The 22,332-nt window shown below is 50.3% G+C and carries 25 protein-coding genes and 1 pseudogene; 7 read left to right on the top strand and 19 right to left on the bottom strand.

Going from position 1 to position 22,332, the window contains the following annotated elements; genetic code table 11:
• Window positions 1-1,224 (top strand): hypothetical protein (locus VJY99_RS08145; protein ID WP_324117553.1); only part of this gene is annotated, 1,224 nt, incomplete at its 5' end.
• Here VJY99_RS08145 and nagA read toward each other — a convergent pair.
• The 4 genes from nagA to VJY99_RS08125 all read right to left on the bottom strand — a co-directional run bounded on the left by nagA (window position 1,217) and on the right by VJY99_RS08125 (window position 5,903).
• The gene (gene nagA, locus VJY99_RS08140) at window positions 1,217-2,431 is read right to left on the bottom strand and encodes an N-acetylglucosamine-6-phosphate deacetylase (protein ID WP_324117552.1); all 1,215 of its coding nucleotides are present in this window, start codon (window positions 2,429-2,431) and stop codon (window positions 1,217-1,219) included. The two genes, VJY99_RS08145 and nagA, sit on opposite strands and share 8 nt — an antisense overlap.
• A 3-nt stretch (window positions 2,432-2,434) precedes the next feature.
• Entirely contained in the window at window positions 2,435-3,784 is a 1,350-nt protein-coding gene (locus VJY99_RS08135) for an adenylosuccinate lyase family protein (protein WP_324117551.1), read from the bottom strand.
• 2 nt (window positions 3,785-3,786) lie between these two features.
• Window positions 3,787-5,349, bottom strand: coding sequence for a PTS transporter subunit EIIC (locus tag VJY99_RS08130; RefSeq protein WP_324117550.1), 1,563 nt, complete (start codon window positions 5,347-5,349; stop codon window positions 3,787-3,789).
• 278 nt (window positions 5,350-5,627) lie between these two features.
• Entirely contained in the window at window positions 5,628-5,903 is a 276-nt protein-coding gene (locus VJY99_RS08125; RefSeq protein WP_324117549.1) for a DUF1471 domain-containing protein, read from the bottom strand.
• Window positions 5,904-6,118: 215 nt separating this feature from the next.
• Between VJY99_RS08125 and VJY99_RS08120 the strand changes: the two genes are divergently transcribed.
• Window positions 6,119-6,433 (top strand): BON domain-containing protein, encoded by a 315-nt coding sequence (locus tag VJY99_RS08120; protein WP_324117548.1) that lies wholly within the window; start codon window positions 6,119-6,121, stop codon window positions 6,431-6,433.
• Window positions 6,434-6,499: 66 nt separating this feature from the next.
• Here the strand turns inward: VJY99_RS08120 and VJY99_RS08115 are convergent, their stop codons facing one another.
• Window positions 6,500-7,639, bottom strand: coding sequence for a hypothetical protein (locus VJY99_RS08115; protein WP_324117547.1), 1,140 nt, complete (start codon window positions 7,637-7,639; stop codon window positions 6,500-6,502).
• Window positions 7,640-7,856: 217 nt separating this feature from the next.
• Here VJY99_RS08115 and VJY99_RS08110 point away from each other — a divergent pair, with 217 nt between their 5' ends.
• On the top strand, window positions 7,857-8,495 hold the full coding sequence (locus VJY99_RS08110; RefSeq protein WP_324117546.1) for a TetR/AcrR family transcriptional regulator: 639 nt from the start codon (window positions 7,857-7,859) through the stop codon (window positions 8,493-8,495).
• A 192-nt stretch (window positions 8,496-8,687) separates the two neighbouring features.
• Here the strand turns inward: VJY99_RS08110 and VJY99_RS08105 are convergent, their stop codons facing one another.
• The 3 genes from VJY99_RS08105 to VJY99_RS08095 all read right to left on the bottom strand — a co-directional run bounded on the left by VJY99_RS08105 (window position 8,688) and on the right by VJY99_RS08095 (window position 10,691).
• Window positions 8,688-8,930, bottom strand: a complete 243-nt coding sequence (locus VJY99_RS08105; protein ID WP_324117545.1) for a hypothetical protein — start codon at window positions 8,928-8,930, stop codon at window positions 8,688-8,690.
• A gap of 290 nt (window positions 8,931-9,220) precedes the next feature.
• A complete protein-coding gene (locus tag VJY99_RS08100) occupies window positions 9,221-10,012 on the bottom strand; it encodes an SDR family oxidoreductase (protein ID WP_324117544.1) in 792 nt (263 codons plus the stop codon).
• 217 nt (window positions 10,013-10,229) lie between these two features.
• Window positions 10,230-10,691 (bottom strand): helix-turn-helix domain-containing protein, encoded by a 462-nt coding sequence (locus VJY99_RS08095; RefSeq protein WP_324117543.1) that lies wholly within the window; start codon window positions 10,689-10,691, stop codon window positions 10,230-10,232.
• A 173-nt stretch (window positions 10,692-10,864) separates the two neighbouring features.
• Between VJY99_RS08095 and agp the strand changes: the two genes are divergently transcribed.
• The gene (gene agp, locus VJY99_RS08090) at window positions 10,865-12,115 is read left to right on the top strand and encodes a bifunctional glucose-1-phosphatase/inositol phosphatase (protein WP_324117542.1); all 1,251 of its coding nucleotides are present in this window, start codon (window positions 10,865-10,867) and stop codon (window positions 12,113-12,115) included.
• A gap of 176 nt (window positions 12,116-12,291) precedes the next feature.
• Here agp and VJY99_RS08085 read toward each other — a convergent pair whose 3' ends face one another.
• The gene (locus VJY99_RS08085; RefSeq protein ID WP_324117541.1) at window positions 12,292-12,519 is read right to left on the bottom strand and encodes a YccJ family protein; all 228 of its coding nucleotides are present in this window, start codon (window positions 12,517-12,519) and stop codon (window positions 12,292-12,294) included.
• An 11-nt stretch (window positions 12,520-12,530) separates the two neighbouring features.
• Window positions 12,531-13,127 (bottom strand): NAD(P)H:quinone oxidoreductase, encoded by a 597-nt coding sequence (gene wrbA / locus VJY99_RS08080; RefSeq protein ID WP_324117540.1) that lies wholly within the window; start codon window positions 13,125-13,127, stop codon window positions 12,531-12,533.
• Between the two features lie 541 nt (window positions 13,128-13,668).
• On the opposite strand from wrbA, the gene VJY99_RS08075 reads away from it, so the two are divergent.
• Together VJY99_RS08075 and VJY99_RS08070 are read left to right on the top strand one after the other, a co-directional pair.
• The gene (locus VJY99_RS08075) at window positions 13,669-13,845 is read left to right on the top strand and encodes a general stress protein (protein WP_324117539.1); all 177 of its coding nucleotides are present in this window, start codon (window positions 13,669-13,671) and stop codon (window positions 13,843-13,845) included.
• 293 nt (window positions 13,846-14,138) lie between these two features.
• Window positions 14,139-15,071, top strand: coding sequence for a DMT family transporter (locus tag VJY99_RS08070; RefSeq protein ID WP_324117538.1), 933 nt, complete (start codon window positions 14,139-14,141; stop codon window positions 15,069-15,071).
• On the opposite strand, the gene rutG is transcribed toward VJY99_RS08070, so the two are convergent.
• Genes rutG through rutA form a run of 7 tightly spaced genes read right to left on the bottom strand, consistent with a single transcriptional unit; the run spans window position 15,059 to window position 20,505 of the window.
• Window positions 15,059-16,387, bottom strand: a complete 1,329-nt coding sequence (rutG, locus tag VJY99_RS08065) for a pyrimidine utilization transport protein G (RefSeq protein WP_324117537.1) — start codon at window positions 16,385-16,387, stop codon at window positions 15,059-15,061. The two genes, VJY99_RS08070 and rutG, sit on opposite strands and share 13 nt — an antisense overlap.
• Before the next feature lie 27 nt (window positions 16,388-16,414).
• Window positions 16,415-16,903, bottom strand: coding sequence for an NADH-dependent FMN reductase RutF (rutF, locus tag VJY99_RS08060; protein WP_414641577.1), 489 nt, complete (start codon window positions 16,901-16,903; stop codon window positions 16,415-16,417).
• 9 nt (window positions 16,904-16,912) lie between these two features.
• Window positions 16,913-17,503, bottom strand: coding sequence for a malonic semialdehyde reductase (locus VJY99_RS08055; protein ID WP_324117535.1), 591 nt, complete (start codon window positions 17,501-17,503; stop codon window positions 16,913-16,915).
• Window positions 17,500-18,312, bottom strand: coding sequence for a pyrimidine utilization protein D (rutD, locus tag VJY99_RS08050; RefSeq protein ID WP_324117534.1), 813 nt, complete (start codon window positions 18,310-18,312; stop codon window positions 17,500-17,502). Before rutD ends, VJY99_RS08055 begins: the two co-directional genes overlap by 4 nt.
• Window positions 18,313-18,315: 3 nt before the next feature.
• The gene (gene rutC, locus VJY99_RS08045) at window positions 18,316-18,702 is read right to left on the bottom strand and encodes a pyrimidine utilization protein C (RefSeq protein WP_324117533.1); all 387 of its coding nucleotides are present in this window, start codon (window positions 18,700-18,702) and stop codon (window positions 18,316-18,318) included.
• Between the two features lie 13 nt (window positions 18,703-18,715).
• Window positions 18,716-19,414: a pyrimidine utilization protein B gene (gene rutB / locus VJY99_RS08040; protein ID WP_324117532.1), complete on the bottom strand. Its 699-nt coding sequence runs from the start codon at window positions 19,412-19,414 to the stop codon at window positions 18,716-18,718.
• Entirely contained in the window at window positions 19,414-20,505 is a 1,092-nt protein-coding gene (rutA, locus tag VJY99_RS08035; RefSeq protein ID WP_324117531.1) for a pyrimidine utilization protein A, read from the bottom strand. The genes rutB and rutA overlap by 1 nt, the downstream gene beginning before the upstream one ends.
• A gap of 395 nt (window positions 20,506-20,900) precedes the next feature.
• On the opposite strand from rutA, the gene rutR reads away from it, so the two are divergent.
• The gene (rutR, locus tag VJY99_RS08030; RefSeq protein WP_324117530.1) at window positions 20,901-21,545 is read left to right on the top strand and encodes an HTH-type transcriptional regulator RutR; all 645 of its coding nucleotides are present in this window, start codon (window positions 20,901-20,903) and stop codon (window positions 21,543-21,545) included.
• Here rutR and VJY99_RS08025 read toward each other — a convergent pair whose 3' ends face one another.
• A complete protein-coding gene (locus VJY99_RS08025; protein ID WP_324117529.1) occupies window positions 21,546-21,938 on the bottom strand; it encodes a lysozyme inhibitor LprI family protein in 393 nt (130 codons plus the stop codon).
• 58 nt (window positions 21,939-21,996) lie between these two features.
• Window positions 21,997-22,332: pseudogene (locus tag VJY99_RS08020) on the bottom strand (hypothetical protein); the annotation flags it as partial.

The raw sequence follows: 22,332 nt of genomic DNA, 5'->3' as shown, positions 1-22,332 counted from the left end.
TTCCACGTCAGCCCTGGTACCCTGAAAAATGACAATCATGCGCTGTCGATGTTTCTTCAGACCAATAACCTTGAGGTGCAAAGTGTTCACCGACAAGGTTCCCGGCTTCAAGGGGATGAAATCTCGCTGCGTATCGCAATTTGTCTCACCATTCTGAAAACCGTTGAGATTGGCGAAGATAACCAACTGGTACAGCATTCCGCTAACGAACCAATGAATCGTTCGATTGCCTGTCAGTTTTTGCAGCAGTGCAACAGGGAAATCCGTCATGCAGCGGACATTTACCACCAACGTATCGCTCCACGCCTGACGTTGGGTTATAACGGTAAGAAATACTTTCTGGTGTATATGAGCATTGCCCTACAGCGAATAGGACGTGGGCATTATATTACTGACACCCGCGCGCTGGATTTCGTCACAGCGATGGATTTCAGTCTACTGGCATCACCTGCTGAAAACCGCTTTCTTGATTTGTTGCTTTCCTCGCTGACCTTCACCTGGCGGCCTTTTACCTTGTATGACGTGCCGCTTATCAACAAGGTAAGGCAATTTAGTCAGGCTATTGCGCCTTTGCTTCAGGCGACCATTAATAACCAACAGCCCTGGTTCAGTGAGATATATCAGTTTATTTATTCGGCCATCGTGCAGAACAAATTCAATCTGTGGTTTGAGGATAAAAAACTGCGCCATGTGCGGGAGCACTACCCGGCGCTGTATCAGGGTGTATGTGTGGAGGTGCGGGAAATCGAACAAGCCTGGGCGGTCAATTTTTCACCGGTGCATATTGCGACACTGGTGCTGATCCTGAAGAAATACGAATTGCAGAATCGCTTGCATGATGAGACAAAAAAACGGGTCGTAATAGTCACTAACTCATCGGAAAGTAAAGTCGGTTATTTTAAAGAAGTGCTTAAGTCATGGTTTCATATTGATATCGTGGCAAGCGTAAACATTAATGAATTACATCAGCTACAGGATATACCTTTCGATTTACTGTTAACATTTACCAATAAGATTTCCAGTTATCTGCGTTATTATCAGCTCGATTACGTCAAAGTGAATTTTCATCTGACACAAGATGATATTTCAACATTGAGCCAGATGGGGCTTTCACGGGCGAAGAAAAAAATCGCTATTGGGACGTTTATCGAAGAGAGCAGGAACCTGACTGACAGCGAGCTTCGACAGTATCTGGAAACTCGCTACCCAGAAATCTTTATCTGACATCGGGTAAAGGCTGGAGTACTCCGCGACACCACACGTGAGTCAGATTTAACACCTGATCAAGACAGATAATATCCGCGTCTTTCCCCGCTGCCAGACTGCCTTTGCGCGATGCGACGCCAGCCAGTACCGCGGGGTTATGACACGCAATTTGGGCCACCGATTCCAAACCTTTTTCCAGACGTCCCACGATATTTTTCACTGAATCCAGGAAATTCATTTCCAGTCCCGATACCACCGGCCAGTCATCCGGAGAGACTCGTTGGCACTCGCCATTGCGCGCAGTGATTTCCAGTTTTCCCTGACGAATGCGAAACGTTTCCTGACGCAAGTAGTGATGAAATTCGTAACCTTCTGGAAAATCAGCATATCCCATGCAATCACTCATTAGCACCAGCCGTCGATCCCCTTTCAGGCGATAGAGGATGTCAAACGCCTCGGGTTTAATCGTGATCCCACTCTGCTTTGCCACTTCTGCGTACACGTCCGGGTAATACATCAGCGCCCCCACGACACCCAACTCGCGGTGATGAAAACCGCGCATCGCGCTGAAAGCATGGGTGAAATGCATCAGACCGGCGTCAATCGCGGCCGTTATCTGATCAAATGTGGCATCGGTATGTCCGGCTGAGACAGTAATGCCTTTACGGTGTAAATGGTGGATAAAGGGCAGGGCGCTATCCAGTTCCGGCGCAAGCGTGACCAGCCGTATGTGCCCTCTTGCAAGTGCATTAAATTGCTCAAAACCTTCAATAGACGGGGACTGCAGGCAATCAGCCCGCTGCATTCCCAAATGCTTCGGGCTGATCCACGGCCCTTCCATATGCACGCCGAGGACTTCCGCTCCGTCCGATGGTGTCGCTGCTTCAAGATATTCTGCGGCAGCGACTAAAGATGATTGCAGAAAATCGTGAGGCATGGTGCCGGAAGTCGCCAGATAAGAAGTGACGCCACTACTGACTAAATCACGGCTCATGTTGACCAGCGAGGCATTATCACCTTTGTAGGCGAACGAGCCGCGCCCCCAGCCATGCACATGAATGTCCACAAATCCGGGCATCAGATAGCTGCTACCATAATCCAGGCTAGGGCCGAACCAGCTATCTTCAATGCCAAGAATAGTGCCGTTCTCAATCAGCAAATACCCTGCACGAATGCCGTCGGGAGTAATAATATTTGCTGATTTCAGAGCCGTGACGTCACTCATTGGTCACTCCTTTCTGGCAAAAACGGTGTTAGCCAGTTCTTCTGCCAAAACTGCGCAAAGCCCGGTATAGGCTGCCGGATCAAGCAATTCGCCAATTTCAGCATCACTGAAGTTGTCGCGTATAACCGGCTCGTTGCGGAGCACGCTGGCATAATCCAACCCTTCATGGGTACTGCGCATCGCCATGGTGTATACCAGTTCATGCGCCGGATCTTTCCCTAACCGTTCAACCAGACTCATCATGATTTTTTCACTGTTGATCAAACCCTGCGTCAACATCACGTTGCGCTGCATCCGGGATTTATCAATGATCAGTGTGCGGGTCAGTTCTTCAGCGCGTAGAACGATTTCTGCCATCAACTCAATACTTTCTTGCAGGTTGGCATCGAAGATGAAATAGGCAGAACTATCGGCCTCAAACGGACGCGGGCAGACGTACAAAGACGATGTCATGACCGCGTACAGTCGCTGGGCGTTCGCAATAATACCCTTCGCCAGTTTCGGGTTCACTTTTTGCGGCATGGTACTGCTGCCGACAGTGCCTTTGGCAAACGCCTCTGACACTTCACCAAACTCTTCACTGGATGTCTGATAAACCTCTTCGGCAATTTTATGGAAGGTCGTTGCCAGAAGGCATAAATTGCTGATGTATTCGGCGCGATAAACCCGTGCATTACGGGAAGGAACGCGCATTGGGTGCATATTCAGGGCTTCTGCTACCAGATCTTGCACTTGGCGCCCCGGTTCTCCGGTGGCGTGGAAAGCGCCAACGGCACCGCCCATCATCACGGTAAATACGCGCTTTTCCGCTTCTTGCATCCGTTCAACAGCACCGAGAAGCTCGTAAATCCACACTGACACTTTATAACCGTATGTAATGGGAAGGGCATGTTTACCGTGCGTGCGTCCCGCCATCAAGGTGTCTTTGTGTTGCAATGCGAGTCTTGCCAGGTTCTCAAGCGTGGCATCCACAAAAGTCATCAGCTTCTGGTGAAATTGTTTCACCAGTAAGAGATGCGCCGTTTGTTGGATGTTTTGTGTTGTTACCCCGTAGTGCACATATTTGCCGCTCTCTTCATCGCAAGCCTTGACCAGCACTTTAATCACAGGGACAAATCCGTGCCCAATTTCCCTAAGCAAGCGCTCGACTTCTGCCAGGTCAATACGTTCAAGCTGACAGTTATCGGCGATATTTTTTGCCGCTCCAGCAGGAATAATGCCGACTTTAGCTTGTGCCGTAGCCAGTGCTGCCTCCACATCAAGCCAGGACTGAACCCGGGCTTCGTGGGTAAATAAGGCTTTCATTCCTTTGTCATCAATGGTTTTACTTTTTGAATCATAAAGTGCGCGCATGGTTATCTCTCCGGGTTGGCCAGGGCATCGTCAACTGCGTTGCGGACGAACTCAACATGGGGGCCAAAAACAACATGAATATGGTTACTGGATGGAATAAAGGTTCCCAGCGCTCCCGCTTCTTTCAGAATCGCCATATCCAGTTTCTTTTGATCGACAAGATCGATACGCAGGCGGGATACACAGTTCTCGACGCGTTTAACATTGCTTTTGCCTCCGAGACCTTCCACTACCAGTGCCGCGACTTTGTCATATTCTTTATTATTCAAGAGGGTGCTATCGCCCATATCACTTTCTCTGCCCGGCGTTTTAATGTCGAATTTGCGGATGGCGAAGCGGAAGACAAAGTAGAACACCACAAAGTTAACGATGCCCAGAAGAACGAGATTTAGCCACTGAGTGTGTTCATACATCAGACCAAAGATGCCAAAGTCAAAAATAGTGCCACGAATATAGCCCACGGAAACATCAAGCATCTGAAGTGGGATCGTCAACAGACCACACAAGACGGCGTAAACAATGAACAGCTTAGGCGCAATAAACAGGAAGGAGAATTCCAATGGTTCGGTGACATTCCCGAGTACCGCTGTTAATACCACGGTCAGGATCATACCTTTGGCGAATTTTCTGTTCTTCATGTGGGCCATGTGGTACATCGCAAGGCCGATTGCTGGAACACGGAATAACGTTGTCAGCATTTGCGAAGATGCCAGATAGCTAGTCAGTGTTGGCATAAATTCTTTCCATGCCGGATGGTTTGGTCCTAATTCAAAAAGAATTTTATTCATTGCCGGTAAAATACCGACATAAGTTTGTCCATCAATTAAGTAGGTGCCTCCAGCCGCGGTAAAGCGAACCGTAGAGCTTAAAACATGGTGTAAACCAAAGGGAATTAATAGACGATTGAGGGTCATGTATATCCCGGCACCAATATTCGGCGCCATCAGAATCGTCGAAAGACTGTTCATTCCAGCGGTAAACAGATCCCAGATAAAGGGAATAGCCAAACCAACAGGGATAGTAAAAGCAATAGATAAAATGGCAACGGACTTTTTACCGCTGAAAAAGGCAAAGGCCAGCGGCAACTGTAAGCGGTAATATTTATCTGTCACTTTTGCCGCCAGTAAACCGGCGATGATACCGCCCAGTGCCTCGATCTTCAGCGTCTGGATCCCCAGTACCATTCCTTGCCCAACCAGCGATAAATCACCTTTCGCCAGCTGCCCTGCCAATTTTAAGTGCACATGCATTGAAATTAACAAAGTGAGGTAAGCCACTACTGAGGCAAAAACTGCGATACCTTTTTCTTTTTTCGACATGCCATAGGCAACACCCATCGCAAATAATAGTGGGATATTCTGGAATACCACACTGCTTATTAAACCCAGCGATGAGAGCAGATCTTTAAAAAGGGCGTTACCTAAAAAAGGTAACTTTTCAATCATATAATTCTGGCCCAGCGCGCTACAAATGCCCATAACCATACCGACAGGTGCCAGCACAGCAATAGGTAATAGCAACGATCGCCCGAATGTTTGTATTTCATTCTTAAAATTAGCGTTCATTGACTTATCCTGAAGAGTTGTCCTACCTATATGAGACACGTTATATGCATGAGTGAGCAAGGCCAAAAACTGGGCTATATCAGGCGCAAGATTTGCCCCTAAAATAAGTGACATACATCACGTTTATCGAGTGTTTGACAGCGGTTTACCGGCGTGGTTGATTTGCCTGAAACTGGCTTTATGGTAGAGAGGGCGTCCTTCACATCACTCATTAACGGCCCCCTTTATCAGTGGAAGCCGTTAACGTATCAGGCTGAGTTCTGCCTTATGGATGAGTACTATTTGTAGAGGGTTGCTGTTCCGTATATCTGGCCATCAAAGTCACGTTCAGAATTTATCGTATAACCTGTCGCACCTTTAAGGGTGGCTTCTTTACTCAGAAATGCCTCTACATCATCAGCGGAATCTCCCCACGCATTGATAGTCCCTATCGTTTGCTGATGAGTCGTTGCTGGTGCTAACTCTTTGGCTGGCGTAACTGTGGTTGCAGCTAGGGTCACTATCGGAAGTGCCATCAGTGCCGCAACGACAGAGAAACGCAGTAATCTCTTCATCATCACATCCTCGTATGCCTCAAGCTACTGAGAGCTCAAAATCTATCGGCACTTTAAAGTGTAGGTGCAAGGAGAAGGTCAATAGTGAAGAAATTATGGATTTGTTCTCACTTTTAAATACAATAATTATATAAATCAAATGCCAGCGCGGTATGTCATATCAATGATCTGTTGCTGATTATCTGGTCGTGTTTCGCAGACAAAGGAATTTTTTGATGACTAAAGTTAAATCTTTGACCGCAGTATGTGGAGCAATACTTGCCGCTGTGATGTTAGTCGGGTGTGTCGGTTCGGCGACCGAGGAAAGTACCGGGAATTATATTGATGACTCGGCGGTTACCGCACGAGTTAAATCTGCATTACTGACTGAAAAATCACTGAAATCTTCAGCAATAAGTGTCGAAACCTTCAAAGGTCGCGTTCAGCTAAGTGGTTTTCTTTCATCCACTGCTGAAGTGAATAAAGCTGTATCTGTCACCAAAGCAGTGAAGGGCGTAAAAACCGTCGCAAACGACCTGATCGTGAAGTGATTTTGCCGTCCTGATGTAAGGCGCAAACGCGCCTTACAGTCCAACGCTATCAATGCGTGAAGCCTGTCAGAAGTTATAACCCATCTTCAAGTAAACCCCCTGATTGTCATCCTTACCCTTCGCATACTCGAGGTTGACGACGATACCTGCTTCGGGTTTAAGCAAATACTGGACACCCGCACCCCATGCCGGGTAGATATTGTCACTGTCGCCACAATTCAACTGCTGGCCATTGGTCGAGTCACCATACAGGCAGGCGGCACCGACGAAGGCCGTCGCCGTCCAGCGATCCGCTAACTTGTAGCGTTCTTCTACTTCTATCGAAGACATGTGTTGCGCCAGGTATTCCCCTGGGGTGTAACCCCGTAGATAAACAGGTGAATAGGCCCCGACCGGTGCATCACTGGAAAACTGGTGGCGGCTACGGACCGCAAAGACGTTATCGTCCCCGTGTTCCCAGTAACCACGGTAATCGACGCGGTAGATATTAAAGTCCTGCTCGCCACCTAAGTTTTCCCGATAAGCCATATTGTTGATATTGAGATACCAACCTTTTGTCGCTTTGAAGTCGCTGTCCCGTGAATCGTGCATCACAACGGCACCCAGCCCACCGGATTTGTAGCCTACCAGTCCCATTTCGTCGAGGATTTCATCGGAAGCCGGATCATTCCCCTGCAACTCATAATTGGAATAGGCTCCCTGAGCCCCGAGGAACCAGTCACCTTCAACGCGATAGAGGTAGCGTAAAAAGGCGAAACTGTAATTGTCGTTCGTTTCCAGTGGCTTGCCCGAACCCAGATAGTTGTCGTAATCATTGTTGATATTACCCACCATCACACCGCCAAGAATGCGGTGGTGATCCTCACCAAAAGACGTTCTGGCGAAGGCGTTAGCAATAAGGGAATCTGACGTCGTGTATTTGGCAGAAACACCGAACATTGAAGGTCGCGACTTCTCATCAAAGCGGTGCATATATCCCACCATCATGCCCGCAGCCGTATCAAGCTTAGGGCTGGAACTGAACAGCGGAACAAACAGCCACGGAGAGGGGGCAGCACTGTTTTCTTTTTTCTCAGCACTCTCTTCCTGGCTTGTTGCGGCCATGTCTTTTTTCGTATCAGCAGTGGAAGTCTCTGCGGCAGTGGCGGGTAATACGACTAACGACAGGGCGAGGGTTAAGCCAGTAAAGCGAGTGGGGGTAGACATGAAAACACGAACTCCGGGTGAGATAAAACATTCAGCTTGCGAACATCCAGTGAGAAAGATCGCTGAAAGGGTATGACTGAACAAACAAGGAGATGAAATTTAAATTTAATTTAAACTATGTGCAATTTGAATTTAATTTAAATTTAATTTAAATTTCAGTTTGATTTCATAATTGTTTCCGACGGATTTTAATGCTTTAGGGCTAAGAGGTTGAAGTATGGGCAGAATATCTCGCAGTGATGGCGCTATTACTCGCGCCAGGATCCTGGAAGCTGCAGGCACATTGATAGCCCAACAGGGTTATGCCCAGACGACGAACAAAGAAATTGCCAGAGTGGCTGAAGTTGATTTAGCGGCTATTAACTACCACTTCAATGGGCGCGAAGGCCTTTATCTTGCCGTGTTGTCTGAGGCTCATCACTATTATCTCGATGGTGCTGAACTACAGGCGCTGGCAGACAGCCCACTGACTTCGGAAGAAAAGCTGGAAGCGTTCCTGGAAATTTGTCTCCCCCGTTTGAACGAAAAGCAAAGCTGGCATTGCCGAGTGTATACCCGGGAGCTGCTTTCACCCTCGTCGTTGTTTAATGATTTTATGCAAACTGAAGGTGCAGGCAAGCGCCAGGCTATGCATAAACTGATCAGCCAGATTGCTGGATTAGCGGAAGACGATCCGCTCGTTTTACCCTGTTTGTTGAGTATTGTCGGCCCCTGCATGATGTTGATGGTGTCAGGGCGGTTCACATTCAGCTCGTTAAATGGCCTGGCAGAAACGATGAGCCGTGCTGAGCTGGTTGCGTATTTTAAACAGTTTTCGCTGGCAGGGCTCAGTACACTTAAGAAGGGGGGTAATTAAAGGGGAAACATCCTGAGGCATAAGTTGATTCATGAGACTGTTTCTTTATGAAATGATTTATTTACCCCTTTGTTTATCAGGTTATTCTATTTTTTACATCAATGAACTCATATCGCAATGACCCAATTTCTGGCCATTGCGATAACAAATACTTAATTTTCAATCTGGCTGGCAATGTGTACTGGTAGAGTATTAGTACTTCACATCGCGCGCTGCATCGCGGCCATCTTGTTTATTTTCGCGGTGATCCTGGCGGCAATCGGCATTACCGAATACACCCTGGCGACAGTCTTGCTTGGCTTGACGTGAATCCTGGCGAGTATCCTGACGGATATCACGAGCGTCACGGCGTTCAGTCGCCTGCTGGGTTGCCTGCACAGGGATTGCAGTCATCAGGGTGGATACTGTAAGTAACATCAATACAGATTTCTTCATGGTAAAACCTCAAAATAGGGAATCACGCCAGTATGGGGACTCTAAATTTAAAAAAACATCACATAATTCCCAATGGCTGATCTAAAAACGAGTGCGCAATTAATAACGTGTATTAATTAGTTCAGCATTTTGGGGGGTGGATATTCTTATCAAATGATATTAACAATGCTTTAGTTATTTTGTGTAATAAAAAATAAAATAATTATTGCGTGTGGATTTATATTACATATTGGTCTACGCAGTTATAATTATCTTCGTCAACGGTGGGACGAATCCCACCGTTATGCCTGCTACTGCTGGTAACGTGGGGCGGGAATACCGGTTCTTGAGGAATCGAAAATCGCCAGTCTTGCAGATTCATAAGCTTCCCATAACGCTAAATCGTGCAACGGTGGCACGGTGACGTCTTCGCCCTGGTCTAACCCCGCAAGTGCCGCATCCACCATATTTTCTGTCGTCATGATGCTATCGGGCGGCAAATGATCCATTGATACACCGGATACCTCCCAGATTTCCGTTGCCGTTACCGCAGGCAATACTGCTTGAATACGGACATTGCTGCCGAGAATCTCTTGCTGTAAACCACGGGTGAAATTCAGTACATAACCTTTTGTCCCGCTGTACACGGCGCTGCCCGCGATAGCATGAAGGGAAACGACCGACGCGATGTTAATAATGGTGCCGCTATTTTGGGCCTGGAAACGGGAGAGGGCGGCGAGGCTAAGGCGAGTCAGCGCAGTGATGTTCAACATAATATCTGCTTGATGTAACTCAGCACTGCCCGCAGTGAAAGGGGCGAGGTGGGCGGTACCCGCATTATTGACCAACACACTTACCCGCTCATTGCTGCGCAACGCTTCTTCAACCACCTGAATCCCTTCATCACGAGCCAAGTCCGCAGGCAAGGTTTGCACTGTAATACCGTATGCCGATTCAAGCTTCGCGGCCAGTTCGCGCAGGCGCTCTTCACGGCGGGCAACCAATAACAAATCATAACCGCGAGCGGCGAAACGCTCGGCATAAACCGCGCCAATACCGGAAGATGCGCCAGTAATTACTGCAACTGAAGAAGATGTTGTCATGGTGAAGCCTCGTCGATGAAAGATGAATTGTGGTTTTATAATGAAACTTTATTAAAGGTAGATGTAATGGTTTTATAATGCAACCAAGTTGAGTGGGATTTTTTCGTTTTGCATTTTGGAAAGGGAGTTTTCAGGTGGGGAAGCGGTGGATGTCGCAGATGCTAATCCACCAGACTATTGATTTACGTAGGCCAGATAAACGTAACGTCATCCGACATTAACGTGACGCCACAGGGACATCAGGGCGCTGGGCAACAACCTCATCAGGCGTAAGCACGCGGCCATCTTGCGCTTGCAGCATCAATTTGCGTAGCGGCTGATGGAGTTCGTCATCCACCAGAACGCTGCATTTTTCATGGCTATCATACAAATAATCGCCACCCCACTGAGCCAGCGCCACCAGCACGGTTTGCAGCGCACGCCCCTTTTCTGTCAGCACATACTCATGCCACGCGCTGCCGTCGGCTGCCGGGCGCATGGTCAAAATATCTTGTTCCACCAGTTGCTTAAGGCGCTGAGTCAGCATGTTTTTGGCGATGCCGAGGTTTTTTTGGAACTCACCAAAACGTGTCAGGCCATTTAAAGCATCGCGCACGATAAGCAGCGACCACCAGTCACCGATAATATCCAGTGAGCGTGCAACCGGGCAGACACTGCCTTCCATACTTTTGCGTTTCATTGAGCCTCCATTGGCAAATGGCCAGATAGTTTTATTATAAAACCTATTGCCAGGGTTGAGTAGCTTTCCTTTCTTTGTTGCCCCGTTTTGCGATCGACCCAAAAGGCGACATCGTTTTTTTCTGCCAAACTGAATTTCGCACTGATGTGCAATAACATCTTGAGGATGAAGAGATGAATAAAAAAACGATCGCAGCTTTACTGGCAATGGCTTCCTTCGCACCTGCGTTGGCGCAAGCTGAAACCTCGCCGCAGGGTTACCAGCTCGAACAAGTTTTATTAATGAGCCGCCATAACTTGCGCGCACCACTGGCCAATAATGGCAGCGTGCTGGAACAATCCACCGCGCAATCCTGGCCGGAGTGGGATGTTCCCGGCGGCCAACTCACGACCAAAGGCGGCGTGCTGGAAGTTTACATGGGGCATTACCTGCGCGAGTGGCTTGCCGAGCAGGGTTTAGTGAAAAGCGGCGAATGCCCAACGCCACAAAGCGTATACGCATACGCCAACAGCTTGCAGCGTACCGTCGCAACCGCGCAGTTCTTTATCACGGGCGCGTTTCCTGGATGTGATATTCCCGTCCATCATCAGGAAAAAATGGGCACCATGGATCCGACCTTTAATCCAGTCATCACCAATGATTCACCGGAATTTAAACAAGCCGCCTTGAAGGCGATGGAAACCCAACGCGAGCACTACAAACTCGACGACAGCTATCAGCTTCTTGAACAAATCGTTGGCTTCAAAGACTCACCGAGCTGTAAAGAAAAACAGAAGTGCGATTTAACCGCCGAGAAAGATAAATTTAGTGCCAATGCCACGGAAGAACCGGGTGTCAGCGGCTCGCTAAAAGTGGGTAATTCGCTGGTCGATGCCTTTACCTTGCAATATTACGAAGGTTTCCCGCTGGATAATGTTGCCTGGGGGAAAATCATAACTGACCAGCAATGGAAGGTATTATCGCAGTTGAAAAATGGCTATCAGGATACGTTGTTTACCTCGCCACAAGTGGCACGCAATGTCGCAGCACCGTTGATTAAATATATTCAAAAAGCCCTGACAGGGAATGAAGACAAAGGGCCGAAAGTGACCTTGCTGGTGGGGCATGATTCTAATATTGCGTCCATGCTCACGGCACTGGATTTCAAACCTTATCAATTACCTGGGCAATATGAACGCACACCCATCGGTGGGAAAATCATGTTCCAGCGTTGGCATGATGCCAGCACCAATCGTGATTTGATGAAAGTGGAATACGTTTATCAAAGCAGCGAGCAACTGCGCAAAGCGGATGTCTTAAGCCTGCAACAACCACCGCAGAGAGTGACGCTGCAACTCAATGGTTGCCCGACTGATACGAATGGTTATTGCCCGTGGGATAAATTTACTGAGGTGTTAACGCAGACGGTAAAGCAGGTGAAATAGATTGATGATAAATACCCGAAATAATTCGAGTGGCATCGCGGCGGTGAGTGAACGCATCCCTATGAGCTTAATAAACTAAGTGATTTGGGTAAGTGATTAGGGTAAGTGAGCGAAGCCAACAAAGAGGCCATTTGAAGGATGAAGGGTATTCCCCCGCCATCGGCGGGGGAAACTATTTAGACGTTTCTCCGCTCGATGGTTTGCTCACCCCAAAACAGCGAGTCTTTATCGGTTTTATCAAATGCCAGCGACAGCACTTCATCGCTCCCATTCTCCCAAATTTTCTCCGCCATTTTTTCGTCGTATTTCGCCACTTCAAAAATAGCTTCTGCTATTTCAGGAGAGGTGTTCCTTAAACTCGCCCACTCCCCAACATGATGAACTTTGGATTGTTGATTCTGCATGTTCTCCTCCGTTAACCGTTTAATTTAACTGCTAAACCTGCGACGTACTCGCCCTGGTAACGAGCAATAGACAACTCGACCTGGCTTGGTTGGCGCGAACCGTCGGCACCGGCAATTGTCGTGGCACCGTACGGCGTCCCGCCGCGAACTTGTGAAACATCAAACAATTCTTGCGCTGCGTAACCGATAGGCACAATCACCATCCCGTGGTGCGCAAGAGTTGTCCATGTTGATGAAATCGTGTGCTCCTGGCCACCGCCAGTGCCGGTAGAACTAAACACGCTGGCAAGCTTGCCGTGCAGACCGCCAGAAGCCCAAAGGCCGCCGGTCTGATCAAGGAAGGTGCGCATCTGGCCGGACATATTGCCAAAGCGAGTGGGAGTACCAAAAATGATTGCGTCGTAATCGCCAAGCTCTTGGGGTGTGGCTTGCGCAGCATTTTGCGTTTTACCCCCGGCTTTTAAGAATGCTTCTGCTGACATGGTTTCCGGGACCCGCTTAACCGTCACCTCCACACCATTAACTTTCTGCGCACCCTCTGCCACAGCGTGTGCCATGGTTTCGATATGTCCATACATTGAGTAATAAAGCACCAGCACTTTAGCCATTTCGCATCACTCCCACTTTTACGCAGCGATTTGCTGCACTCACTAAAGATATGTGCTGTGGCTCAGACTGCAAATACCCCGTCAACCTTCAAGTTGCCTCATTGTTGGCAGCACTCCCTTGCCGCTGCGATGCAACTCGAATTATTGAGGGGTAGATATGAATAATGTCGCATTACGTCACATTTTCATTGAGTGATTATTTCATTAAAAATAAGAATATCTTATGAATCAAGCGGCGAAAAAATCACCCATTCTGGCGATTACATGTTGCAAAATATTACGATTAACTGGTCAATTGGCCTGACTACACTAAGCTTAGACCCACGCGGTAGTCATACTCGTCATACTTCAAACCACAGGGGGGTTGCCTGCACTCACTTACCCGTATCACTTACTTATGTAAGCTCATCGGGATAAGTTCCTTGGCCGCCTACCTGTGACTCGAATGATTTAGAGTATGTTCATTCTGCGCGGTGAAAGATTATTCTTTGACTGAATGCAATATGATGACTTAACTATTTCACCAATCCGGAGGTTAGAAATGGCAAACCATCGTGGTGGTTCAGGTAATTTCGCTGAAGACCGTGAAAGAGCATCAGAAGCAGGTCGTAAAGGTGGCCAGCATAGTGGTGGGAACTTCAAGAATGACCCGCAACGCGCCTCAGTAGCAGGCCAAAAAGGGGGCAAAAATAGTCACGGCAAAGGCAGCAGTAAGTAAGCCAGCCAAGCTTTCGCAATTCGCTAAGTTGTCCGAAATATACCCAAAATAATTCGAGATGCAGGAAGGCGGCAATCGAGAAAGTCCCGATGAGCTTACTCAAGTAAGAGTTTCGGGTGAGCGAGAACAGCCAACGCATTTGCAACTTGAAGTATGAAAGGTATCGCTGATTGCCATCCCCACCGCCGGTTACGACCGGCGGTTTTTATTTGCATGTCCCCATTGCGGCATGTTCCGCCTGTAAGCAAACTAGTGGCCTTCATTGTCATGCTCGAAATTGTCCTGGTACTCACATGTCAGCCTTATTGCGCCGTTACCCATTTTCCGTAAAACCTCAAGAAGCCATTTTGATCCTCATCACCATGTTTTGGGGAGGGACTTTCCTTGCGGTGCAATACGCCATGACCATGAGCGGGCCGTTTTTCTTCGTTGGATTACGCTTTGCCACTGCAGCACTGGCGGTGGCGCTACTTTCGCTTAAAACTTTACGCGGCCTCACCTGGCTTGAAGTGAAAGCCGGTGTGTATATCGGCATTTCGATTGCTATCGGTTACAGCCTGCAAACCTGGGGTTTGCAGAGCATCCCTAGCAGCAAATCGGCATTTATCACCGCGATGTATGTTCCGCTGGTCCCCGTGTTGCAATGGGTTTGTCTGGGCAAAATGCCGGGGATAATGTCCTGGATTGGCGTTGCGCTTGCCTTTATCGGCCTTATTTTCCTCGCAGGGCCTGATGAGACATCACTCACGCTGGGGGCGGGTGAAATCATCACGCTCATCAGCGCGTTGGCGATTGCCGCAGAGATCATTCTGATTAGTGCCTGGGCTGGAAAAGTCGATATTAAGCGCGTGACCATTGTGCAGCTTGCTACCGCCTCGATTGTGGCGTTTGTCACCATGATCCCGGCAGGCGAAAGTACCCCGACATTTACCCCGGGTTTGTGGGGCATCGCGCTGGGGTTAGGTATTTTTAGCGCCATTATTCAAGTGACGATGAACTGGGCGCAACGCAGCGTTTCACCCACCCGTGCGACGTTGATTTATACCGGAGAGCCGGTGTGGGCCGGGATTTTCGGGCGTTTGGCCGGTGAGCGATTACCGCTGCTGGCATTGTTAGGCGGTGCGTTGATTGTGTTAGGCGTTTTGGTGAGTGAGCTGAAACTCAAACGAAAGAAACAGGCACCGCTACCGGTGCCTGATAATGAATTACACCGTCAGGAATCCTGAGGCACCACTGCGCTGTCGCTAACAATCTGTGGGCGGCGGCTCAAAATGGCATTCAGAATAATGGCGCCAAACGTCGCCGTCCCAATGCCACCCAGCGTGAAACCACCCAACGATAAGGCAAAATCACCTGCGCCCAATACCAGCGTCACCGCCACCATAATCAGGTTACTGTTCTGGCTTAAATCAACGTGGTTCTGCACCCAAATCCTGGCACCCGCCACCGCAATCAAACCAAACACCACGATTGACGCCCCGCCAATGACGGGGGCAGGAATGGTGTGAATCAACGCACCAAACTTCGGTGAAAAGCCCAGTAACATCGCAATGCCAGAGGCTGCCACAAACACCAGCGTTGAATAGACTTTTGTCACCGCCATTACGCCAATATTCTCGGCATAAGTGGTCACTCCGCTGCCGCCTACCGAGCCGGAAAGCATGGTTGCCAGGCCATCACCGACAAACGCTTTACCGATGTAAGGGTCCATGTTTTTACCGGTCATCCCGGCGACGGCTTTTAAGTGCCCGAGGTTTTCTGCGACCAGAATCACCGCCACAGGCGCAATAAACATCATGGCCTGCACGTTAAACGTAGGTGTCGTGATTTGCGGCATCCCAAACCAGGCTGCGGCATTGAAAAGCGTGAAATCGACCGGTTTTCCGAAACCAAAACCATTGGCCAGCACCGCATAAATGACACAGGCGAGAATCAAGCCAATCAGAATCAGCAGACGCTGAATCATGCCACGGGTAAACACTGCAACCAGCCCGATACACAGCACGGTCATCACCGCCATCCAGCTATCAAAGCTGCTTGCGGAGACGCCGCGTACCGCAATCGGTGCCAGATTCAGGCCGATGGCCATCACCACGGCGCCGGTCACCACTGGCGGCATTAACCGTTCAATCCAGCGTGTTCCTGACTTCATCACCACAAAACCAATCAACGTATACACCAGGCCACAGGCGATAATTCCACCGAGCGCCAGGCTGAGATGTGGGTTCAGCCCCTGGCCATTAAACCCGGTCACCGCAATGACCACCCCGACAAACGCCGCACTTGAACCTAAATAACTCGGTACTCGTCCTCCCGTCACCAGGAAGAACAGCAGGGTGCCGACGCCTGACATCAAAATCGACAAGTTAGGATCAAGCCCCATCAGCAGCGGCATCAACACCGTCGCACCAAACATCGCTACTGCGTGCTGCACACCCATGACCAGCGTCTGGCCGAGTGGCAGGGTTTCATCGGGCCCTACGACACCGCCTTCTGTTACCGCAGATTTTTTTTGCCATTGTGGAAACCAGGTATTCGCCATAATTATCTCCAGGAGATTGTGTTTCGGCTAACAGGCAGGCCGCATCAGTTGGTGGTAGCCACGGTCAAACCACACCAGGCCATGGGTTTCGTCATTACGTTCAAGTGAGACTAATTCACAAAATAAGATGTCATGGGTGCCCACGCTCACGACCTGGCTAATGCGGCAGTCGAAGGACACAATGGCACCTTCGAGTTGCGGGCAGCCCGTGGCACCGTGATGCCAGTTCGCCGCACTGAAGCGTTCGGTCATTGCTGTTTTGCCGCCAAATAAATTGGAGAGTGCTTCGTGCCCTGCACCCAACGTGTTGACGCACAGCGCCTGGTTGCGGCTGAAAATAGGCCACACCGAGGCACTACGGTTGAGGCAAACCAGCAACGTCGGCGGACTGTCGGTGACGCTACAAACCGCCGAAGCGGTAAATCCGGCACGCCCCGCTGGGCCATCGGTGGTGACGATATTAACCGCCGCGCCCAGGCACGACATCGCATCGCGAAAGACTTGTTTTTCGATCATCTTCACTCCTCAGGCCAGACGGCATGCATCTTCAAACGCTAAACGAGGTAAGCGGCTATGGGCTTTTTCCGGATCGCCATAACCGATGTTAATCAGCAAATTGCTTTTCCAACCGCTGGCTGCGAAAAATTCCGCATCGACTTTTTCACGGTCAAAACCAGACATCGGCCCGGTGTCTAAACCGATCGCCCGACAGGCGGAAATCAAATACGCGGCCTGCATCGAGCTATTACGAAACGCGGTTTCTTCCGCCAGTGCCGGGCTTGAGGTAAACCACGCGCGGGCGTCGGCGTAAGGAAACAGCGAGGGCAACTGTTCGTAGAATGCCGGATCCCACGCCACAATGGCGGTGACTGGCGCACTCATGGTTTTGTCGATATTGCCGGATGACAGCGCCGGTTTCAGACGGGCTTTGGCGTCACTGCTGCGTACAAACAAAAAACGCGCGGGTGAACAGTTGGCCGAGGTCGGGCCAAGACGCAACAGTTGATAAATTTCGCTAAGTTGCGCATCACTCACCGGTTTATCCAGCCACGTGCTGTGTGTACGTGCGCCAGTGAACAGGGTTTCCAGTGCCTCGGAAGTTACGGCATGAGTCATACAATTTCCTTGTGCAAAACGGATTCGGTGGCGTGCAGTGCGCTAAGCGCCCCAGTCAACATGAGGTTAAATTCACTCGCCGCCGTGACGTTGCAGGCGTGCCCGCCCCACGGCAGGATTTCCAGCACGGCTTGTGGCAGCGCGTTGTGTAGCTCCACCGAACAATTCCACGGCACCAGCAAATCGTCCCGGGAACAAATCACCAATACGGGCTGGCGGATATGAGCGGCAGTCGCGCAAAAATCTGCGGCTTTTAACGCATTCAGGCGGCGGGTGAGATTTTCTTGCCCCTGAAAATGTGCGTTGTGCAGCGCTTCTTCCGCTTCCAGTTGTGGCTGATTGGCAGCCATCCACTCTGCTGGATAGAGAAACAGCGGTTGAGCCTGTAAATATGCGGCGGGGCCGCTATCTCGCAGGAGCGTTTCACGCACCGAAAAGCAGCGCCGCGTGTGGGCATGGAGCTGCAACCATCCATTGATTATCGCCAGCACATTGATGGACTCGGGGAAGTCCAGCGCCAGTTGCATGGCGACCAGGCCACCCAACGCATGCCCCAGCACGCTGTATTGGGTAAGGCCGTGTTGCAGCATGGCGGTGTGAATCTCGTGCGCCATATCCGTAAGAGAGTAATCAGCGGGCAGTAGTTGCTGGTTCACACCCGTACCACGCTGGTCATACACCACCAGTTGGTAGTGTTCAGCCAACGCTGCACGTTGTGGCAACCAGTAACTGCCGGTGCCCCCAAGTCCTGCAATCAGCAGTAAAACCGGGGCGTTGGGGAAGGGGGCGCGAGCCAGTTCAATCTGCATACGCTACTTCCCAACATGTGCAACGGTGGCGATTTCAACCAGTGCGTCCGGTTTTACCAGGCCGCACTGGATACAAAACCGTGCGGGTTTGTCCCCCGGGAAAAACTCCGCGTACACCTCGTTGACTGCGGCGTAGTGGCTCCAGTCAGTAATGAAAATCGAGTTAAAGGTGACGTCGTCCATGGTGCCGCCAGCAGTTTCAATCACCGACTTTATGGTTTCCAGCACATGGCGTGTTTGGGCTTTTGCATCGCCGACGTACACCACATTGTTCTGTTTATCGAACGGCAGGGTACCGGAAACATACACGATCCCATCGGCCAGCGTACCCGGTACAAACGGGGCAATCGGTGTGCTGGTGCCTGGGGGAATAATGACGGATTTTGGCATCTGTGGCTCCTTATCAGGCGATACGCGCAAGTGATTGAGGCTGCAAGGACTGGCAAAATGTGCCGACGTCGCTCACCCATCCAAAGAATGTTTCGATATTGAATAATGCGGCTTGCTGCACAAAAGCAGGCCCCGCCTGATGGGTGGCATCGGCGAGCACTACGCCAAAATATTCGAGGAAAAAGCCGTCGCGCAGCGTCGATTCCACGCAGACATTGGTGGCGATACCGGTAAATACCAGGTGGCGAATCCCACGTGAACGCAGAATGCTATCCAGTTGGGTGTTAAAGAAGCCGCTGTAACGGGGTTTGGGTAACACAATGTCGCCCGCCTGGGGGACGAGTTCGTCCACCAGTTGGTAATCCCAACCGCCCTTTGCCAGCAATGTGCCCTGTAATTCTGGCTGCTTGCGCATGGTTTTTAGCGCATTAGATTTATGGAAATTTGGTGAGCCTGGCCCGCCTGCTTCAACGTATTCGCTGTCCCAACCGTTCTGGAACCAGACAATCAATATGCCCGCTTCACGGGCAGCGGCCACGGCAGTTTTGATGTTGCTGATAACCGGTTGTGTAGCTGAGACATCAAATCCGGCCAGATCGAGATAACCCCCTTTGCTGGCATAGGCATTTTGCATATCCACCACGATGAGCGCGGTTTGTTCAACGCCGAAGGTAATGGCTTCGGGGCGTGCATCGAGCGTGATGTTTTTCATTACGCCACCTCACGCGTTGTTGGCGAAAGGTGTGCACGCGATTGCATCAGCGGCTGGATTTTTTCACCAAATGCTTCGATACCCACTAAGAAGTCATCGAAAGTCAGCAACACACCTTCGGTGCCTGGTACCGTCGCGACTTCGTCCAGCAGACGGGCGACCGTGGCATAAGAGCCGACCAATGTGCCCATATTGATATTCACCGCTGAGGTCGGATCCGCCATTTGGCGCACATTGGTATGGGTACCTGAGCGTGTGTCTTTCTGGCTTTGTTCAGTCAGCCACGCCAGAGCCTCTTCGTCAGCGCCAGCTTTGTAGTGTTCCCATTTGGCACGCGCCGCTTCATCGGTTTCATCGGCAATAACCATAAACAGCACGTACGAACCCACATCTCGGCCGGTTTTTTCGGCGGCTTCAATCATGCGAGCGGCGGTCGGTGCGAAGGCCGTTGGCGTATTCACCCCTTTGCCAAAGCAGAAGTTGTAGTCGGCATATTCGGCAGAGAAGGCCATTCCCGCGTCACTTTGTCCGGCACAAATCATTTTTACCGGGGTGGCGGGTCGTGGGCTTAAACGGCAGTCATTCATGGTGAAGAACTCGCCTTGCAAATCACTTTTCCCGGTCCCCCACAAATCGCGCAGCACCGTGGCGTATTCGGCAAGGTAGTCATAGCGACGGGCGAAATATTCGTCACCTGGCCAAATGCCCATCTGCTCGTATTCCGGTTTTTGCCAGCCGGTCACCAGATTGACACCAAAGCGTCCTGGTGCGATGGAGTCAATGGTGGATGCCATGCGTGCCACAATCGCGGGTGGCAGAGTGAGTGTGGCGGCGGTGGCATAGATTTGAATTTTGGACGTCACCGCCGCAAGCCCTGCCATCAGGCTGAAGGATTCCAGGTTGTGATCCCAGAATTCTGTTTTGCCACCAAAGCCACGCAGCTTAATCATCGAGAGGGCAAAGTCGAAATCGTAGTGTTCCGCTTTTTGCACAATCGCTTTGTTCAGCTCAAAAGTGGGCATGTATTGCGGCGCGTTAGTGGAAATTAACCAGCCGTTGTTACCGATAGGGACGAATACACCAATTTTCATCACAAGCCTCTCAATACAGGTGGTTTACCCATCATCCTTCAAGCCGCAGCGGTGTTGGCTGCAGATGCTCGCCCCAGTCACTTACTCAAGTAAGCTCCCGGGGACAATCGTCCTTGCCGCCTTGCTACAACTCGAATGCTAATGGTCATGGATAGCGTTGTTTTCCATTGTGTCTTTGCAAGCCTGATGCCAAGTTGTAAAAGTTATTTGTTATCATGGTGTTATAACTTGGTTGCGCTTTTGATGATGTTAAAACCAGACTGGTTGGTCAAAACTGGTGCACAGAAAACAGGCATTCTTGCGCGTTCAAGGTGCAATTTGTGTGCAAACTGATCGTTGTCGCAGGTGGGTTTTGTTATGCTGTGGGCAAAACGGCATGCATGAAGGAAAGGCGCATGGCACAAGGTGTGGCAGCAACGAAAGAGACCGGACGGCGTGTCCGCGCGGTGGCGGCGAAAAAGCAGGCTATTCTGGCGGCAGGTCTGGAATTTTTCTCCCAATATGGCATTCACGGCACCAGTATCGAACAGGTGGCGGAACGTGCTGAAGTCTCTAAAACTAACCTTCTGTATTATTTCCCCTCAAAAGAAGCGCTCTATATTGCGGTGCTTAAGCAGATTTTGGATATCTGGCTCGCCCCCCTACGCGCGTTTCGTGAAGATTTACAGCCGCTGGTGGCCATTAGCGAATACATCCGCCTGAAGCTTGAAGTTTCCCGCGATTATCCGCAGGCCTCGCGCTTGTTCTGCCTGGAAATGCTGCAAGGTGCGCCGCTGCTAAAAGAGGAATTGTCCGGAGATTTGAAAATTCTGGTCGATGATAAATCGGCGATCATTGCCGGTTGGGTCGCCAGTGGCAAACTGGCGGCGGTCGATCCTCACCATCTGATTTTTATGCTGTGGGCAACCACGCAACACTACGCAGACTTTGCAAGCCAGGTTGAGGCAGTTGCAGGCAATAATTTACAAGACGAAGAATTTTTCCGCCGCACCGTAGAAAACGTGCAGCGGATGATTATTGAAGGGATTCGGGTTCGTTAACTAGCGCGGTGGGAAAACGCAGCTGACATCGCCTTCTTCACACTGCAGTGTGCTTTTCAACAGCTCAGTGCGTTCGCGGGTTTTGTCAGCCATGCACTGGGCATGAACCATTGGCGCGACGGTTGCTTCGTCTGCCCCGGATGTTAAGAAAGCACAATCCGCGTCGCGATAAGAAATCCAGGCATTTTGCGCCGTTTTTAACTTGGGTTTTTGTTTGTCGGTGGCGAGTTTCATTGCCTCCTGGTAAGCCTGATTGAGCAAGTCATCCTGCTTTTTGTACTCGTTACCGTAGCATTCGTTGAGCCCAGCCTGCGAGGTGGCGGAGTCACAACTGTCGGCCAGTACGTTTGCGCTCAGCAACAGGCCAGAAATAAGTAAACAAACGCGCTTCATCGTCATTCCTCGAATAAAAAAGGCTCCCAAAAAGGAGCCTGTTTAGCTTAGTGAAATCCTAGCCGATTGTCATCAGACTGGCATTCCCCCCGGCTGCTGCGGTGTTCACGCTCAGTGAACGTTCAACATACAAACGCTCCAGTAACAGATTGGTTTCACCGCGCGCAAAGCCTTGCACCGACACGATTGCGCCATCACGGGCGGCGACTTTTTCACACAGCGCCCGCAGTTGGTCGGAATCACCGTGGTAAATCACTGCATCAAATAGCTGGCCGAGCAGCGTCTCTTCTTTGGCAAAATCGATGTGCTGTTGCACCCGAGCAGGAAGCGTTTTTGCCAGTTCACGATGTAGCTTGTCATCGGCCCATAGCGCACGGCTGCCAACACTGGTCAC

Origin of the sequence: Buttiauxella sp., from assembly GCF_035271705.1 — a bacterium.
GTDB lineage: Bacteria > Pseudomonadota > Gammaproteobacteria > Enterobacterales > Enterobacteriaceae > Buttiauxella.
This window is presented reverse-complemented; position numbering and strand designations above follow the sequence as displayed.